Below are 13,525 nucleotides of genomic sequence, written 5' to 3' on the forward strand. Positions count from 1 at the left end.
GCCGGTCTGATCGCGCCGTAGTCCACTGGGTCGCATCCGGGATCACTCGCACCCTATGGTCGCCGTATGCTCCTGCCGTGGAGCTGCGGTTCACCACGCGGGCGTCCGACTCGGCCTGGATCGACACCGTGTGGACCTGCACCAGCGATCGGGTCGACGAGATGACCTCGGTGGCGACCCCGTGCTGGGGGCTCGTGTTCTGGCAGCGCGACGGGCGCTCCTACGCGGCCGTGTCCGGCCCCGAGACCGCGACCGGCACCGCGCCGGTGCCCGAGGGCGCCACGTTCGTCGGCATCGAGTTCGCGGTGGGCACCTCGCTGCGGCTCGTACCCACGCCTGCGCTGGTGGACGGCGGCGCCGAGCTGCCCGACGTGGGCCGCCGGACGTTCCGGCTCGACGGCGGCCGGTGGGCCACGCCCGGCCCGGACGACGCCGAGGCCCTGGTGGAGCGGCTGGTCCACGCCGGTGTGGTGGTCCGCGACCCGCTCGTCACGGAGACGTTGCGCGGCGGCCGTCCACCGGCGTCACCGCGTACCCTCGAACGCCGGTTCCGGGCGGCGACCGGGCTGACCCGGGGCGCGGTGCGGCAGATCGACCGCGCGCGCCGGGCCGCCGTGCTGCTGGCCGCGGGCGGCCCGCCCGCCGACGCGGTCACCACCTTCGGGTACGTGGACGAACCGCACCTGGCCCGCGCGCTGCGCCGGTACGTCGGACGGACGGCCGGTGAGCTGCGCGCGGGCGCCGGTGGGGCGATCGCGCTGGACCCGGCTCAGCGGGTCACGTCGTAGATGAGCTTGACGACGCCGTTGGGGTAGGTGGCCGAGTCGCGCAGACGCAGCGTCTGCCGGTCCCGGTCCGCCTGGCTGAACAGGCCCTTGCCGGCGCCGAGCAGCACCGGGAAGACGAGCAGGTGGTACCTGTCGATCAGGTCCGCCTCGGCGAGACGGCGGGCGAGTTCGGCGCTGCCGTGGATGAAGATGTCGCCGCCGTCGCCCTGCTTGAGCGCGGCCACGTCGGCGGTGTTCCGAAGGATCGTCAGCGGCCCCCAGCCGTCGATCAGCGCGTCGTCGGGCAGGGTGGACGACACCACGTACTTCGGCAGGTCCCGGTAGGCGGCGTGGTCCTCGGAGTCGCGCCAGGTCGGCGCGAAGGCCTCGTAGCTGCGCCGCCCGAACATCAGCGCCGTGGTCTGTGCCAGTTCCTCGCCCTTGAGCGAGAACGCCTCGGGCAGGAACTCGATGTCCTTGACGACCCAGCCGCCGCTGCGGTGGTCCTCGCCCGGGCCGCCGCCGGGGGAGTCCACCACGCCGTCGAGCGACATGAATCCGGTGTAGACGAGATCACGCATGCGGCAATGCTAGGAACGGCCGCCAGCTGCCGTCTTGTACGGAACCGACACGCCTCAGCAGCCACACGACGCGCCGGCCGGTGCGGTGAGGTCGTCGGCGGGCCGCCGGACCAGCCCGGCCTCGGTGCGTACCGGGAAGCCTTCCCGCACCCAGTACTCGTACCCGCCGATCATCTCCTTGACCGGGCGACCGAGCCGGGCGAACTCCCGCGCCGCGCGGGTCGCGCCGTTGCAGCCCGGCCCCCAGCAGTAGGTGACCACAGTGGCGTCCGCCGGGAGCAGCTCGCCCGCCCGGCCGGCGATCTCCGCGGTGGGCAGGTGCACGGCACCGGGGATGTGCCCCTGCCGCCACGCCGGGAGGGAGCGCGAGTCGACCACGACCAGGCCGGTCACGCCCGCCTCCAGGTCGGCGTGCACGTCGCTGACGTCGGCCTCGAAGGCGAGCCGGGCCGAGAAGTGGGCGAGGGCGTCGGCGGGGCGGGCGGCGGGGATGCGCAGGACGTTCGACATGGCACTCATCGTGGTGGCCGTCGTCCGGCCGCTCCAGTGGCGTGAGCGACGCCAGTCGCTAAAATCCCGCCATGAATCGCGCCACCGTGGCGGTGCTCGCGTACCAGGGCATGTCGGTGTTCGAGACCGGCATCGTCACCGAGGTCTTCGGCCTGCCCCGCCCGGAGTTCGACGTGCCCTGGTACGAGCTGACCGTCTGCGCGGAGACCCCCGGCGCGGTACGGCTGGTCGGCGGCGCCACCCTGCACACCGACCACGGCCTCGACGCGTTCGCCGCCGCCGGCACGCTGATCGTGCCCGGTGTCGCCGACGTGCACGCCGACCCGTCACCGGCGCTCACCGGCGCGCTCCGCGCGGCCCACCGGCGCGGCGCCCGGATCGTCTCGATCTGCTCGGGCGCGTTCGCCCTGGCCGGCGCGGGACTGCTCGACGGCCGCCGCGCCACCACCCACTGGCGGTACGCCGACCTGCTCGCCCGGCGCCACCCGGCGGCACGCGTCGACCCGGACGTGCTCTACGTCGACGACGGGGACATCCTCACCGGCGCCGGCAGCGCGGCCGGTCTGGACCTCTGCGTCCACCTGGTACGCCGCGACCACGGCCCGACGATCGCCAACGCGGTTGCCCGCCGGCTGGTCGTACCGCCGCATCGCGAGGGCGGCCAGGCGCAGTTCATCGAGGCGCCGGTGCCCGGCGACCCGGAGGACGACCGGCTCGCCGCGAGCATGTCCTGGGCGCTGGCGAACCTGAACACCCCGATCACCGTCGACCGGCTGGCGCGGCGGGCGCACATGTCGGCCCGTACCTACCTGCGGCACTTCGCGCGGGCCACCGGCACCAGCCCGATCCGCTGGCTGATCGACCGGCGCGTCCAGGCCAGCCTGCCGTTGCTGGAGACGACCACCGCGCCGATCGAGGAGGTCGCCGCGGCAGTGGGGTTCGAGACGGCGGTGACGTTCCGGCACCACTTCGCCGCCGCGATGCGGACCTCGCCGTCGGCGTACCGCCGGGCCTTCACCGGGGCGTTGGGCGGTGCTCACGCGCCAGGCAGCGGGACGACGTAGGAGTCGACGCGGGCGATCAGCCCGTCCCGGAACGTGAACAGGTCGTTGAAGGCGAACCGGAACGGCCCGTGCTCGACGCTGACGCCCCGGCCCTCGCCGGTCACCACGACGACCGGCCCGTCCTCGTGCACGCGTTCGATGTCGAGCCGCGGGCTGCCGGTGAACGCCGGGTTCTCGATCTCGCCGTCGAACTCCGCCCGGCCCCGGGTGGTGCGGTGGCCGTGGATGACCCACTCGACGTCGTCGGTGAGCGTGGCGAGGATGCGTTCGTGGTCGCTCGCCCGGAAGCCGTCGAAGTATTCGGCGACCAGGTCACGCTGGGTTGCTCGGGTCACTGGTGTCTCCATCGTCGTGGTGTCGGAGGTGGGCGGCGAGGGCGTCGAGGATCGAGGCGAGCCCGTCGGCCGCCTGGTCGGTGCGCAACTCGGGCGGGAGTTCGCGCTGGTGCACGGTGAGGTCGGTGCCGTGCCCGGCGGGCCGCAGCGTGACGGTGGTGCGCAGGCCGGTGACCGGCTCGTCGAACACCAGCTCACGCGGCTCGTCGACGCTCACGTAGACGAACCGCAGGCGCCCGGTCCGGCCGTCCGGGGCGCGGGTGTCGAGCGCGAACTCCCCGCCCGGTCGCAGGTCGACAGTCACCGTCGCCGCCTGCACCGAGGCGTGCGAGCCGCCCCAGAACGCGGCGATGCCGGACGGTGAGGTGAAGGCCTCCCACACCCGGTCCGGCAGGGCGGGCAGGTGGCGCCGCGCGATCAGCTCGTCGCCGTGCCGTTCGGTACGGGCCCTCAACGGGTCGCCTCCGGATCGGATAGGTGCGTCTCCAGCGCGTCGAGACGGTCGTCCCAGGCGCGCCGCTGCTCGTCGATCCACGTACTCAGCCGGGCGAGCCGGTCGACCCGCAGCCGGCACGGCCGCCGCGTGCCCTCTCGTCGCTGCTCGACCAGGCCGCACCGGCGCAGCACGCCGACGTGGTGGGAGATGGCCTGCGGCGTCAGGTCGAATGGCTCACCCAGCTCGCCCACTGTGGCCTCACCCCGGGCGAGGCGGGTCACCAGGGCGCGGCGGACCGGGTCGCCGAGGGCGGCGAAGGCGAGATCGAGGTCCGGATCGGAGCGCATGGCCTCACGCTATCGCAAACACGCGTTTGCGCAAACGATCCTTTGTTGATGCTGGCGCCGGGTCAGAGCGCGCCGCTGCGGACAGCCTCGTAGATGGTGCTGATCGTCGGTGTGAAGCCGAGGCTGCGGGCGAGGCTGATGTCCATCTGCCCCCGCCACGGCTGACTGAGCGGTTCGGCGGAGGAGCCGTAGGAGTAGCCGACGAGCTGGGACATCTCGTAGATGCTCAGGGGTGACTCGTCGGCGATGTTGACGGTGCGGTTGTCGAAGGCGCCCGTGAGGGCCAGTGCGAACGCCGTGGCGATGTCGGCGTGGTGGCAGACGCTCAGTCTCTGTGCCGGGTGCCACCCCATGCCGGCCGCGAGTTCGGGCAACGATTCGAGGTGCCCGTCCCGGTCTCCGTAGATGAAGGGAAGCCGCAGGATGCCCCAGGTGAGCCCGCTGGCGCGAAGCAGATGCTCGGCTTCGATCTTGCTGGCGGGGTAGGCGAGCGTCGGCGCGACGGGGTCGTCCTCACGCCCGGGGTGCGTGCTCTCGGCACCGTAGACGTTGGAGGTGCTGGCCAGCAGGAACCGGGCCTTCGGCGCGTGCTTCTCAACGGCGGCGATGAGATTGCGGGTGCCGTCCCGGTTGACGGCCCAGATCTGGTCGTCGTCGCGGGTGCGGAAGACAGCGGCCAGGTGGATGACAGCGGTGACGGCTTCCACGGCTGCCGGCAGGGATTCGGGGCTGAGGACGTCACCCTCGACGCGCCGTACGCCTTCGGGCGCTACTTTTCCGGGACGGACGAGGGCGCGGCACTCGACACCCGCCGCGGTGAGTCGCCCGAGCAGGCGGGAGCCGACGAGGCCCGTTCCGCCGGTCACGAGAACGGTCATGATCCGTGCTCCTTCCGGTAGTCGATGAGTCGTCTGGTCGCGCCGCTGAGGACGCGATTCATGGTCTCGATGTCCGCGGGGTCGACTCCGCCGAAGGCGACTTCCGCGATCAACGCCATCGGATCGGGGAGCGAGTGCCACAGGTTCACGCCGGCCGGCGTGATGTGCAGCTGCTTCTGACGCTGGTCGTCCGGGTCGGGCACCTGTTCGATCAGGCCTTTGCGGACGAGCGCCGCGATGACCGCGCTGAGGGTCGCCCGTTCGACCTCGAGTTCGCGGGTGAGGGTGCGCTGGCCGACCGGCCGGCCCTCACTCAGCCGGTACAACACGTACCACTGGGTGTTCCCGAGATCGTAGGGGCGCAGCACGGACTCCATGAGGGCCCGGCTGGCGAGGAAGTACTTCTTCGCCCAGACGCCCGGAGCGTCCAGCTCGTAGGCGTTCATGTCGTTAGGCACCTGACAACATTGTCAGGTGCCTAACGACATGTCAAGAGGCGGCGCGCCGGAACGAGGCGGGGTGCCCGGCAGTTGGATGAGCAGGGACGGGCGCGCCGTTTCGGGCGGCGTGGCATCGGGAACGTCGTCGGGACGGGCACGGGACGGAGGTCGACATGAGGACACCGAGTCGCCGTAGGCGAATGCTTGGCGTACCCCTGCTCGTCACCGCGCTGCTGACCGGCGCGTGCGGCGACGGCGGTGGGAACGACGGCGGTGGGAACGACGGCGGCGCCGCTGGCACGAGCGCGACCTCGGCGACCACCCCCGCGACGCCGGAGACGTCGCAGTCGTCCGGCGGGCCCGTGACGATCCCGACGTCCGCCTTCGTCGACCTGCCGCCGGAACTGCGCAAGACCGCCGCCCAGCCGACCGACGTCGCCGACGCGCTGCCCGAGCTGTGCGACAAGGAGTTCCGCAGCGGCGGTCGGTCGGTCACCGCGAGCGCCGCGATGATGAGCACCTACAAGCAGCCGAAGGACCCGCCGGAGAACGTCCCCTACGGCACGCTGCACCAGACCGTCTTCGCGTTCGAGGGCACCGGCGCCGCCGACTACCTGCGCCGGGTGCGCGGGGCGGTGGCGGACTGCCGGTCGTTCCAGGCCTCGGGCGGCACCGTCACCGTCGTGTCCCGGCCGATGGCCGGGACCGGGGACGAGGCCCTGCTGGTCACGGTGAGCCGGCCCGCTACCGGCCTGGACGGCAGCCCGGCCCAGGGCCGGAGCACCAGCCAGATCCTCGTGATCCGGGTCGCCGACGCGGTGACTGTCGTGCACGACCAGGGCTGGGAGGGCACCAGCACCGACCCCGGCCTGGCCGACGACATCGCCCGGGCCGCGGTCCGCGGCCTCGACTCCTGGCAGCGCTGACGTCGCCGGCCGCGCCCGCCTGGCCGCGCCGCCGGCACGATCAGGACACGGCGGTACGCACCAGCTCGGTGAGCTTCTTCTCCACCTCCGGGCTCCACCGCACCAGCGCGAACGACGCCGGCCACATGTCGCCGTCGTCGAGGTTCGCCGCCTCCTGGAAGCCCACTGTCGAGTAGCGGTACTTGAACTTCCCCGCGTCCTGGAAGAACACGACGATCTTGCCGGCGGCGTTCGCGTACGCGGGCATGCCGTACCAGGTCTTCGCCGACAGGTCCGGCGCGGCGGCGGTGATCGTGGCGTGCACGCGCTCGGCCAGCTTCCGGTCCTCCGGCGCCATCTGCGCGATCCGGTCGAGCACCGCCTGGAGGTCGTCGGCCTTCTTCGCGCCCTTCTTGCCCTCGGCGCGCAGCTCGGCCGCGCGCTCCTTCATCGCGGCGCGTTCCTCGGCGCTGAACCCGTCGGACATCTCGATCCCCCCTCGTGACTCGCGGTCCGCGTGGTGCCGACCGCCCGATGACAACGCTATGGCGCGGCGGTGACGGCGCGCTTCTCGATTCCTGATCACCTGCCGGGACCACGGCGACCCGGCGCGGCACCTACCATCGCCGCCATGGCAACCCGGTTCGTACAGATCAACATGAAGGCCCACGACGAGGTGGCGCTCGGCGATTTCTGGGCGAAGGTACTCGGCTGGGGGATCTCCAGCGAGGCCCCCGGCGTGACGAACCTCGAACCCGAGGACCTCACCTACCCGGACCCCCGCGCCCTCTACATCGACCTCGTCGTCTCCACCGAGCCGAAGACGGCGAAGAACCGCGTCCACGTCGACCTCGCGACCACCTCGGCCGCGCACCACGCGGAGCTGGTCGCGCGCCTGACCGCGCTCGGCGCCACCCCCGCCGACGTGGGCCAGGGCGACGTGCCGTGGACGGTCCTGGCGGACCCGGAGGGCAACGAGTTCTGCGTACGGGAGCCGAACCCGCGGCACGCGGACACCGGGCCGATCGCCGAGGTGGTGGTCGACTGCGCCGACCCGCGTGCCATGGCCGCCTTCTGGGGCCGGGCCACCGACTGGACCGTGCACGAGGTGACCGACCGGCAGGCGGTGCTGCGCTCCGCTCACGGCGTCGGGCCGTACCTGCGGTTCGCCCGCACCGCCGACGCGAAGACCGGGTGGAACCGTGTCCACCTCGACGTCCGCCCGTACCCGTCGGACGACCTGGACGCCGAGACCGCCCGCCTGCGGTCCCTCGGCGCGACCGACGCGGACCTGGGCGGGGCTGACATCCCGTGGCGGGTGCTGGTCGACCCGGAGGGCAACGAGTTCTGCGTCCTCACTCCGGGCTGACCGGCCACGGCCCCGGGGGGGCCCCCCCCCCCGGCGCCGGTCAGACCGCCCGCTCCGGCGGCCGGAACTCGTGGACCACCTCGATCGGCCCGACGATGTGCCGGTTGAACTCGTCCAGCTCCTCGGCCGGCACCCACAGCTCCAGGATGTCCCGGCCCCCCACCCGCCGGACCGGGTAGCGGGCGGCGAACGCGCGCTCGACCTGGAAGCGGGTCACGTAGCCGACGCCGGAGGCCGGCACGTTCCAGTCCCGGGCGATCATGACGGCGTACTGCTCGTTGAGCACCGGATAGAAGATCGGCTGGTCCGGCAGCCGCGGCGGCCAGGCCCGCCAGCCGGAGGCGCGGACGAGGTCGAGCTCCCGCGGGCCGGTCGGGCGCCACAGCGTCGTCGTCTCCGTCATGACGTGTCCCTTCTGCGACGGTCGTGGCACCGTACCGGCGGCGCGCCGCGACCGGCCATCGGGTTTCGGCAGCAGAATCGACAGCGGGTGCGATGAGTTCGCGAAGCCTCGGCGGTCCACCCGTCGACATCCCAGACAGACAGGTAGGGAGCACCGCGATGGCCACTGTCATCTCCACGCTGTTCATCTCGGCCGACGGTGTCGCCGAGATCGACCCCGACTGGCACTTCCCGTACTTCGACGAGAACATGGGCCGCGCCGTCACCGAGGACTACGACACCTCCGACGTGCTGCTGATCGGCCGGGAGACGTACGACAGCTTCGCCGGCGCCTGGCCGGACCGGGAGGCAGCCGGCGGTGAGGACGCGCCGTTCGCCAAGCAGCTCGGCGACATGCGCAAGGTCGTCGTGTCCCGCCAGCCGCTGGAGTTCTCCTGGCGCAACTCCGAGCTGATCCAGGGTGACCTGGTGGACGCCGTACGCGCACTCAAGGCCGACGCCGGCATCAAGGGCATCCTCATCCCCGGGTCGATCTCGGTGGTGCAGCAACTGCTCGCCGCGGGCCTGGTGGACGAGCTGCGGCTGCTGGTGCACCCGGTCGCCGCCCGCAAGGGCCGCCGGCTGTTCGACGAGGGCGACGCGCCGTACCACCTGCGGGTGGCCGCGACCGAGGCGTACCCGACCGGCGTGATCCGGGTGATCTACACCCCGGCCCCGGCGCCGGGCGCGGTCGGCTACGACGACGTCAAGGACCAGGTGCCGGCCGGGAACTGACCACCACGGGGCGGCGGCGGGCCGGTGTGTCGTGAAAGGATCCGCCGGTGCGTCGCGCCCCGCTGCTGCTGATCCTCGCGGCCGTGTCCGCCGTCGCCCACGTCGTCGGCGTCCTGGTGGCCGCACCGCTCTGGCGCGGCGCGGAGGTGCTGAGCCTGGCGCTGCTGCTCGGCTACGCCGTCGCCGCCGGACTGCCGGCGCCGCGCTGGGCGGTGCCGGCCGCGCTCGTACCGCTGATCGTGGACGCGGTCCGCACCATGCCGGCCGAGCCGGGCGCGGGGGACTTCGGCTGGACGGTGTACGGCAGCGGCGACAGCGGCTTCGACGTCACGGCCGGCTTCGACGCGGCGTTCGCCGGGAGCTGGGCGGCGCTTGTCGCGGTGGCGGTGCTGCTGGTCGCGTTCCGGGGGCGTGGACGGCGGCGGCGCCTGATCGCCGCGGCGGTCGCCGCCGCGCCCGTCGTCGGGTACGCGGCCGTCCGGGCCGCCGACATCGGCGTCGCCGTCGCCGCCAGTAACCGGGTCGTGGAGACCCGCACCCGGACCACACTGACCCGGGTGGAGGGCCCGGGGTACGACCATGTCGACGTCGTGCCCGCGCTCGTCCTCGCGCTGCTGCCGCCGCTGGCGCTCGCACTCGCCGCGCTGGTGCTCGCCGTGCTGCTGTCCGGCCAGGGCCGGCGGCTCGCCGCGACCGGCGCGGCACTGCTGGCGGTGCTCGCGTTGCCGCTGCTCGACGCGGGCATCGAGGCCCTGCGCCTGCCGGACTCGGCCGATACCGCCCTGTTCGCCTGGTACGCCATCACACCCACGCGGATGCTGCCGCAGCCCGTACCGGCCCTCACGGCGGCGGTGGAGCTGGCCGCGTACCTGCTGCTCGTCGCCGGGCTGACCGGCGCGAACCGCGCGGCGGTGCCCGCGCCGGCGGCCGGTTGACCTCAGGCGGTCGACTCCAGCTCGTCGAAGGCCATGTTCCACCACGACTCCGGCTCCGCGAACGCCACCGGGTCGACCGGGCGCAGGTCGTCGCGGATCGCCGCCGCCCGCGCGGCCCGCTCCCGCCCGCCCGGGTCGGTGGCGATGAGCTGCCCGAGCCGGTAGAGGAACTCCACGAACGCGGCGAACGTGCTGTTCACCGTCTCCAGGTTCGGTGTCTCCAGGTCCAGCAGGATCACCCCGCCGGTACCCGCGTCCAGGCAGAACAGCAGTGCCGGGTCCTCCGGGGAGGCGCCCAGCACGACGTACGGGCGGGGGCCCTGGTCGCCCAGCTCGATCGACAGCGTCGAGAACAGCTCCACGTCGGGGACCGAGACGTCGACCGTGAACAGGATCGGCACCTCGACCGGCAGCGCCCCGTCCGGCGGGAAGACCTCCGGCCCGAGCGGCCCGAGGATCGCGTCGAAACGCTGGTCGGGGAAGTAGATGACGCCCCGCTCACCCCACAGCGCGGTGAGCTGCTCCCGGGTCACCGTCACGGCTGCGCCTCGTCCTCGTCGACCTCGTCCGCGTCGTCGAGCAGGCCCTGCCGGTCGAGGAACGCGTACCACGCGTCGTCGTCGGTGACCAGCTCGGCGTAGCCGGGGCCGAGCACGTAGTAGTGCACGAACGAGTCGAGGTCGGGCGCCAGCTCCTCGAACGCGTCGCCCATGAACCATTCGGTGCCGGTCGGCGGGAAGTACCACACCGCGCCGGTCGCCCGCTCCAGGAAGATCGGCTCGTCGCTGCGCGTGCCGACTACCAGCCAGCCGGTCTTGTTCTGCGGGACGGGGGAGAAGCCGGGCGCGTAGTCGAGGAAGTACTGCACCCCGGCGAGCCGGCCGGTCGAGGCCAGCTCGAACGCGCCGGCCCGCAGGCCGTCGGCGGCGAGCAGCAGGTCACGCAGGCCGGCCGGCAGCTCCGCCGGCACGTCACCGTCGTCGGCGGGCGCGCCGATCTGCGCGTACGCGAGACTCGCCGGCTCGTCCGCGGCCAGGTCGGCGCGGAGTTCGTCGAGAAGCTGCGCGAGATCGGAAGTCAATCCACTACCTCTATTCGGATCGGGGTTCCGTCCGGCAGATTCTGGATCTGCCCCCAGATCTGGGAGCCGATGTCCGTGTTGGTTCTACCATGCAGCAGTTTGAGGTTGTCGACGGTGTCCGGCCCGCCGAGCTGCAGTTCCCACACGTGGTCGGGATGGTAGTCGCTGAGCCGTTGACTGAGCCGGTTGGCGAGGTCCTTGTCGTGCGGCCAGTACTTGTCCCAGATCTTCTGCCGGATCCGGTCCTTGTAGCCGTCGGTGATGCTCTTGTCGCGCTGCACCGGGTTGGTGGCCTTGTAGAGCTTGCCGTCGTCGCTGAGCTTCTTCAGCGCGGCCATCTTGCGCCGGAACTGGGCTGTGGCGTGGAAGTCGCGGCGCTCCACCCGGACCACCTTGGTGGGCAGGCTCCGGTTCGGTCCGGTGACCCGGACGATCGGCTTCTCCAGCTTCTCGACCGCCTTGCGGACGATCTTGCCGGCGGCCGGTTTCGCGGCGGCGCCCCGGCCGCGCCTCGGGCTAGGCATCGAGCAGTCTCCCGATGACCTGGTCGATGAGCGCGCCGACGATCTCCCGGGTGATGATCTGGAAGATCGGGATCTCGGCCAGCGAGGCGCCGAACGTGACCACGGCGGTGGCGATCGCCTGGGCGACCTCGAACGCGAGGATGGCGAGCTGCACGATCACGGCGATCTTCAGCGCCAGCACGATCGCCGCGCAGATGATCAGCCCGGCGCCGAGCAGCATCGCCGCGGGCATGCTGTCGTGCAGCACGAGCGGCCCGTTCTGCTCGCCGCCCCACCACTTCTGGAACGCCGCGATCGCCGGACCGACGTTCTGCGTCCACACCTGCGCGGCGGCCGCGTCCGCCTCGCCGGCCGCCGCCCCGATCCGGCCGCCGAACTCCAGCCACGCCTGGCCCATCTCGAAGAGCTTCTCCTCGTCGGCCGCCGGCCAGGTGTAGCCGATCCAGCCGAGCGCGGTGACCAGCTCACCGGGTAGTTGCAGTCCCACGGTTCACCCCAGCCCGCCGGCCAGCGAGCGCATGGTGCCCGCGCCGTCCTCGTCGACCCGCTCGTACGAGTCGGCCATCCCCGCGATGTCGGCGCCCGCGGAGGTGAACTCGTCGGCGGCCATGCCGAGGCAGTCGAAGATGTAGTTCGCCACCTCGGTGTACGCGATGCCGATCAGCGACCCGATGTCGTCGGCGCCCCACGGCTCGCCGTAGCCCTGCATCCGCGCCTCGAACGCCTCCAGCTCGCCGTTGAACCGCTTGGCCACGTCGGTGACGCCGCGCCCGGCGGCCCGGATCAGCGGCGGGTGCACCTCGAAGCCGTCGCCGCTCATCGCTGCCCGCCGCGCGCCAGCCGCTCCTGCGCCTCGGTGAGCGCGTCGAGGAACGACCCGAGCCGGGGTACGGCCGTGTCCCGTACCTCCTGCAACTGCTCCCGTAGCTGCGACATGTCCGCGACCTGCGGGGCCGGGCCGGCGCGCAGCCCGTCGATCGCCGCGTTGACGGCGGTGACGATGTGGGCGGTCAGCTCCTCGGAGCCGAGCCGCATCAGCCGCGGCTCGACGTGCAGCGAGTGGAGCCGGCCGTCGCGGCCCATCTCGGCGCGGACCTGCCCGTCGGCGGCCTCGCCGACCGCCGGCGTCTCCGCCTCACCCTCCGGCGGCGGACCCACAGTCCGAAGTGCCGCCATCGTGGCGTCGAGCATGCGGGTGAAGTCGCCGCTCATCGAAGGATCCGCACTCATGAGACCTCCCCAAGGCCAAACGCCACGAGCGTAACCGAGACGGACAAAGCGATTCCGTCCCGTACGACCGCACGGTCCACGACGGACCGTCCGAGCGGCCTACCGTCGCGGGCGTGAACCGTCCGGACGCGAGCAGCGGACAACAGGTGACACGTCCCCACTCGCCGAGAGGCCGCGCATGAGAAGACTGAGACGGGCGAAGGATGTCGACGTCGGCGCGCTCACCGACGCCGAGGTCATCGGCCGGTCCGTACGGGAACCGCAGACCTTCGCCGCGATCTTCGACCGGCACGCGCCGCACATCCATCGCTACCTGGCGCGGCGCCTCGGCTCCGCGGCGGCCGACGACCTGGTCGCGGAGACGTTCCTCGCCGCGTTCCGGCGCCGGGAGCGGTTCGACACCGGCTGTCCGAACGCCCGCCCCTGGCTGTACGGGATCGCCACGAACCTCGTCGCCCAGCAGCGGCGCACCGAGGAACGGGAGTACCGGCTGCGGCAGGCGTACCACCCGGCGACGTCCGAGGCGTCCCCCGCTGACCGGGTAGCCGCCGAGGTGACCGCGCGGTCGCTGCGCCGGCACCTGCTGGACGCGCTGGCCGGGCTCGCCGACGGCGACCGCGACGTGCTGCTGCTCGTCGCCTGGGAGGAACTGACGTACGAGGAGGTCGCCGCCGCGCTGGCCATCCCGGTCGGCACCGTGCGGTCCCGGCTGAACCGGGCGCGCCGGCTGCTGCGGGAACGGCTCGGCGGCGAACCGGCCGACACCATCGAGGAGGTACTGAGCAATGGATGAGATGAGACTGCTCCAGCGGCTCGGCGACGAGACCGAGCTGCCGGCCGGCGAACGACTCGGCGCCGCGCGTACCCGGTTGGTCGGCGCGCTGACCGCGACGGAGGCCGCGCCGGTTCGGCGGGCGCGGCGGCCGGCCTGGCGGCTGGTCCTCGCC

Annotated in this window: 22 protein-coding genes; 7 read left to right on the top strand and 15 right to left on the bottom strand. The window is 72.6% G+C overall.

Features of this window, described 5'->3' with window-relative positions; genetic code table 11:
- The first annotated feature begins 77 nt into the window (after nucleotides 1–77).
- Entirely contained in the window at nucleotides 78–788 is a 711-nt protein-coding gene (locus AC2CHG_RS17290; RefSeq protein WP_484525113.1) for a helix-turn-helix domain-containing protein, read from the top strand.
- Here AC2CHG_RS17290 and AC2CHG_RS17295 read toward each other — a convergent pair.
- Both AC2CHG_RS17295 and AC2CHG_RS17300 read right to left on the bottom strand, forming a co-directional pair.
- Nucleotides 770–1,348, bottom strand: coding sequence for a dihydrofolate reductase family protein (locus AC2CHG_RS17295; protein ID WP_355513017.1), 579 nt, complete (start codon nucleotides 1,346–1,348; stop codon nucleotides 770–772). The genes AC2CHG_RS17290 and AC2CHG_RS17295 overlap by 19 nt on opposite strands.
- Nucleotides 1,349–1,402: 54 nt before the next feature.
- The gene (locus AC2CHG_RS17300; protein ID WP_357208427.1) at nucleotides 1,403–1,867 is read right to left on the bottom strand and encodes a rhodanese-like domain-containing protein; all 465 of its coding nucleotides are present in this window, start codon (nucleotides 1,865–1,867) and stop codon (nucleotides 1,403–1,405) included.
- Between the two features lie 62 nt (nucleotides 1,868–1,929).
- Between AC2CHG_RS17300 and ftrA the strand changes: the two genes are divergently transcribed.
- Entirely contained in the window at nucleotides 1,930–2,922 is a 993-nt protein-coding gene (ftrA, locus tag AC2CHG_RS17305; RefSeq protein WP_484525114.1) for a transcriptional regulator FtrA, read from the top strand.
- Here the strand turns inward: ftrA and AC2CHG_RS17310 are convergent.
- The 5 genes from AC2CHG_RS17310 to AC2CHG_RS17330 all read right to left on the bottom strand — a co-directional run bounded on the left by AC2CHG_RS17310 (nucleotide 2,895) and on the right by AC2CHG_RS17330 (nucleotide 5,364).
- Nucleotides 2,895–3,257, bottom strand: coding sequence for a nuclear transport factor 2 family protein (locus tag AC2CHG_RS17310; RefSeq protein WP_484525115.1), 363 nt, complete (start codon nucleotides 3,255–3,257; stop codon nucleotides 2,895–2,897). The two genes, ftrA and AC2CHG_RS17310, sit on opposite strands and share 28 nt — an antisense overlap.
- On the bottom strand, nucleotides 3,235–3,711 hold the full coding sequence (locus AC2CHG_RS17315) for an SRPBCC family protein (RefSeq protein ID WP_484525116.1): 477 nt from the start codon (nucleotides 3,709–3,711) through the stop codon (nucleotides 3,235–3,237). Before AC2CHG_RS17315 ends, AC2CHG_RS17310 begins: the two co-directional genes overlap by 23 nt.
- Nucleotides 3,708–4,040, bottom strand: a complete 333-nt coding sequence (locus AC2CHG_RS17320) for an ArsR/SmtB family transcription factor (protein WP_194800817.1) — start codon at nucleotides 4,038–4,040, stop codon at nucleotides 3,708–3,710. The genes AC2CHG_RS17315 and AC2CHG_RS17320 overlap by 4 nt, the downstream gene beginning before the upstream one ends.
- Nucleotides 4,041–4,102: 62 nt before the next feature.
- Nucleotides 4,103–4,918, bottom strand: coding sequence for an NAD-dependent epimerase/dehydratase family protein (locus AC2CHG_RS17325; RefSeq protein ID WP_484525117.1), 816 nt, complete (start codon nucleotides 4,916–4,918; stop codon nucleotides 4,103–4,105).
- Entirely contained in the window at nucleotides 4,915–5,364 is a 450-nt protein-coding gene (locus AC2CHG_RS17330) for a MarR family winged helix-turn-helix transcriptional regulator (RefSeq protein ID WP_194800819.1), read from the bottom strand. Before AC2CHG_RS17330 ends, AC2CHG_RS17325 begins: the two co-directional genes overlap by 4 nt.
- A gap of 194 nt (nucleotides 5,365–5,558) precedes the next feature.
- Between AC2CHG_RS17330 and AC2CHG_RS17335 the strand changes: the two genes are divergently transcribed.
- Nucleotides 5,559–6,284, top strand: coding sequence for a hypothetical protein (locus AC2CHG_RS17335; protein WP_463839836.1), 726 nt, complete (start codon nucleotides 5,559–5,561; stop codon nucleotides 6,282–6,284).
- Nucleotides 6,285–6,324: 40 nt separating this feature from the next.
- On the opposite strand, the gene AC2CHG_RS17340 is transcribed toward AC2CHG_RS17335, so the two are convergent.
- Nucleotides 6,325–6,750, bottom strand: a complete 426-nt coding sequence (locus AC2CHG_RS17340; protein ID WP_262012136.1) for an iron chaperone — start codon at nucleotides 6,748–6,750, stop codon at nucleotides 6,325–6,327.
- 144 nt (nucleotides 6,751–6,894) lie between these two features.
- Here AC2CHG_RS17340 and AC2CHG_RS17345 point away from each other — a divergent pair, with 144 nt between their 5' ends.
- Entirely contained in the window at nucleotides 6,895–7,632 is a 738-nt protein-coding gene (locus AC2CHG_RS17345) for a VOC family protein (protein WP_484525118.1), read from the top strand.
- 40 nt (nucleotides 7,633–7,672) lie between these two features.
- Here AC2CHG_RS17345 and AC2CHG_RS17350 read toward each other — a convergent pair whose 3' ends face one another.
- Nucleotides 7,673–8,035 carry an ADP-ribosylation/crystallin J1 gene (locus AC2CHG_RS17350; RefSeq protein ID WP_484525119.1) on the bottom strand — a complete coding sequence of 121 codons (363 nt, stop codon included), beginning with the start codon at nucleotides 8,033–8,035 and terminating at the stop codon, nucleotides 7,673–7,675.
- Nucleotides 8,036–8,193: 158 nt separating this feature from the next.
- Between AC2CHG_RS17350 and AC2CHG_RS17355 the strand changes: the two genes are divergently transcribed.
- Both AC2CHG_RS17355 and AC2CHG_RS17360 read left to right on the top strand, forming a co-directional pair.
- The gene (locus AC2CHG_RS17355) at nucleotides 8,194–8,808 is read left to right on the top strand and encodes a dihydrofolate reductase family protein (protein ID WP_262012139.1); all 615 of its coding nucleotides are present in this window, start codon (nucleotides 8,194–8,196) and stop codon (nucleotides 8,806–8,808) included.
- 47 nt (nucleotides 8,809–8,855) lie between these two features.
- A complete protein-coding gene (locus AC2CHG_RS17360) occupies nucleotides 8,856–9,743 on the top strand; it encodes a hypothetical protein (protein WP_484525120.1) in 888 nt (295 codons plus the stop codon).
- A gap of 2 nt (nucleotides 9,744–9,745) precedes the next feature.
- Here AC2CHG_RS17360 and AC2CHG_RS17365 read toward each other — a convergent pair whose 3' ends face one another.
- The 6 genes from AC2CHG_RS17365 to AC2CHG_RS17390 are packed head-to-tail and all read right to left on the bottom strand — an operon-like array spanning nucleotide 9,746 to nucleotide 12,578.
- Nucleotides 9,746–10,282 (bottom strand): SUKH-4 family immunity protein, encoded by a 537-nt coding sequence (locus AC2CHG_RS17365; protein ID WP_484525121.1) that lies wholly within the window; start codon nucleotides 10,280–10,282, stop codon nucleotides 9,746–9,748.
- A complete protein-coding gene (locus AC2CHG_RS17370) occupies nucleotides 10,279–10,824 on the bottom strand; it encodes an SUKH-4 family immunity protein (protein WP_484525122.1) in 546 nt (181 codons plus the stop codon). The genes AC2CHG_RS17365 and AC2CHG_RS17370 overlap by 4 nt, the downstream gene beginning before the upstream one ends.
- Nucleotides 10,821–11,348: an endonuclease gene (locus AC2CHG_RS17375; RefSeq protein ID WP_194800828.1), complete on the bottom strand. Its 528-nt coding sequence runs from the start codon at nucleotides 11,346–11,348 to the stop codon at nucleotides 10,821–10,823. Before AC2CHG_RS17375 ends, AC2CHG_RS17370 begins: the two co-directional genes overlap by 4 nt.
- Nucleotides 11,341–11,835, bottom strand: coding sequence for a WXG100-like domain-containing protein (locus AC2CHG_RS17380; protein ID WP_262012143.1), 495 nt, complete (start codon nucleotides 11,833–11,835; stop codon nucleotides 11,341–11,343). Before AC2CHG_RS17380 ends, AC2CHG_RS17375 begins: the two co-directional genes overlap by 8 nt.
- Before the next feature lie 3 nt (nucleotides 11,836–11,838).
- Nucleotides 11,839–12,168, bottom strand: coding sequence for a hypothetical protein (locus AC2CHG_RS17385; RefSeq protein WP_262012144.1), 330 nt, complete (start codon nucleotides 12,166–12,168; stop codon nucleotides 11,839–11,841).
- A complete protein-coding gene (locus tag AC2CHG_RS17390; protein ID WP_013285194.1) occupies nucleotides 12,165–12,578 on the bottom strand; it encodes a YbaB/EbfC family nucleoid-associated protein in 414 nt (137 codons plus the stop codon). Before AC2CHG_RS17390 ends, AC2CHG_RS17385 begins: the two co-directional genes overlap by 4 nt.
- A 178-nt stretch (nucleotides 12,579–12,756) precedes the next feature.
- On the opposite strand from AC2CHG_RS17390, the gene AC2CHG_RS17395 reads away from it, so the two are divergent.
- A complete protein-coding gene (locus tag AC2CHG_RS17395; protein ID WP_484525123.1) occupies nucleotides 12,757–13,371 on the top strand; it encodes an RNA polymerase sigma factor in 615 nt (204 codons plus the stop codon).
- Nucleotides 13,372–13,525 lie beyond the last annotated feature (154 nt).

It is taken from the genome of Micromonospora sp. ATLC20 (assembly GCF_057196585.1).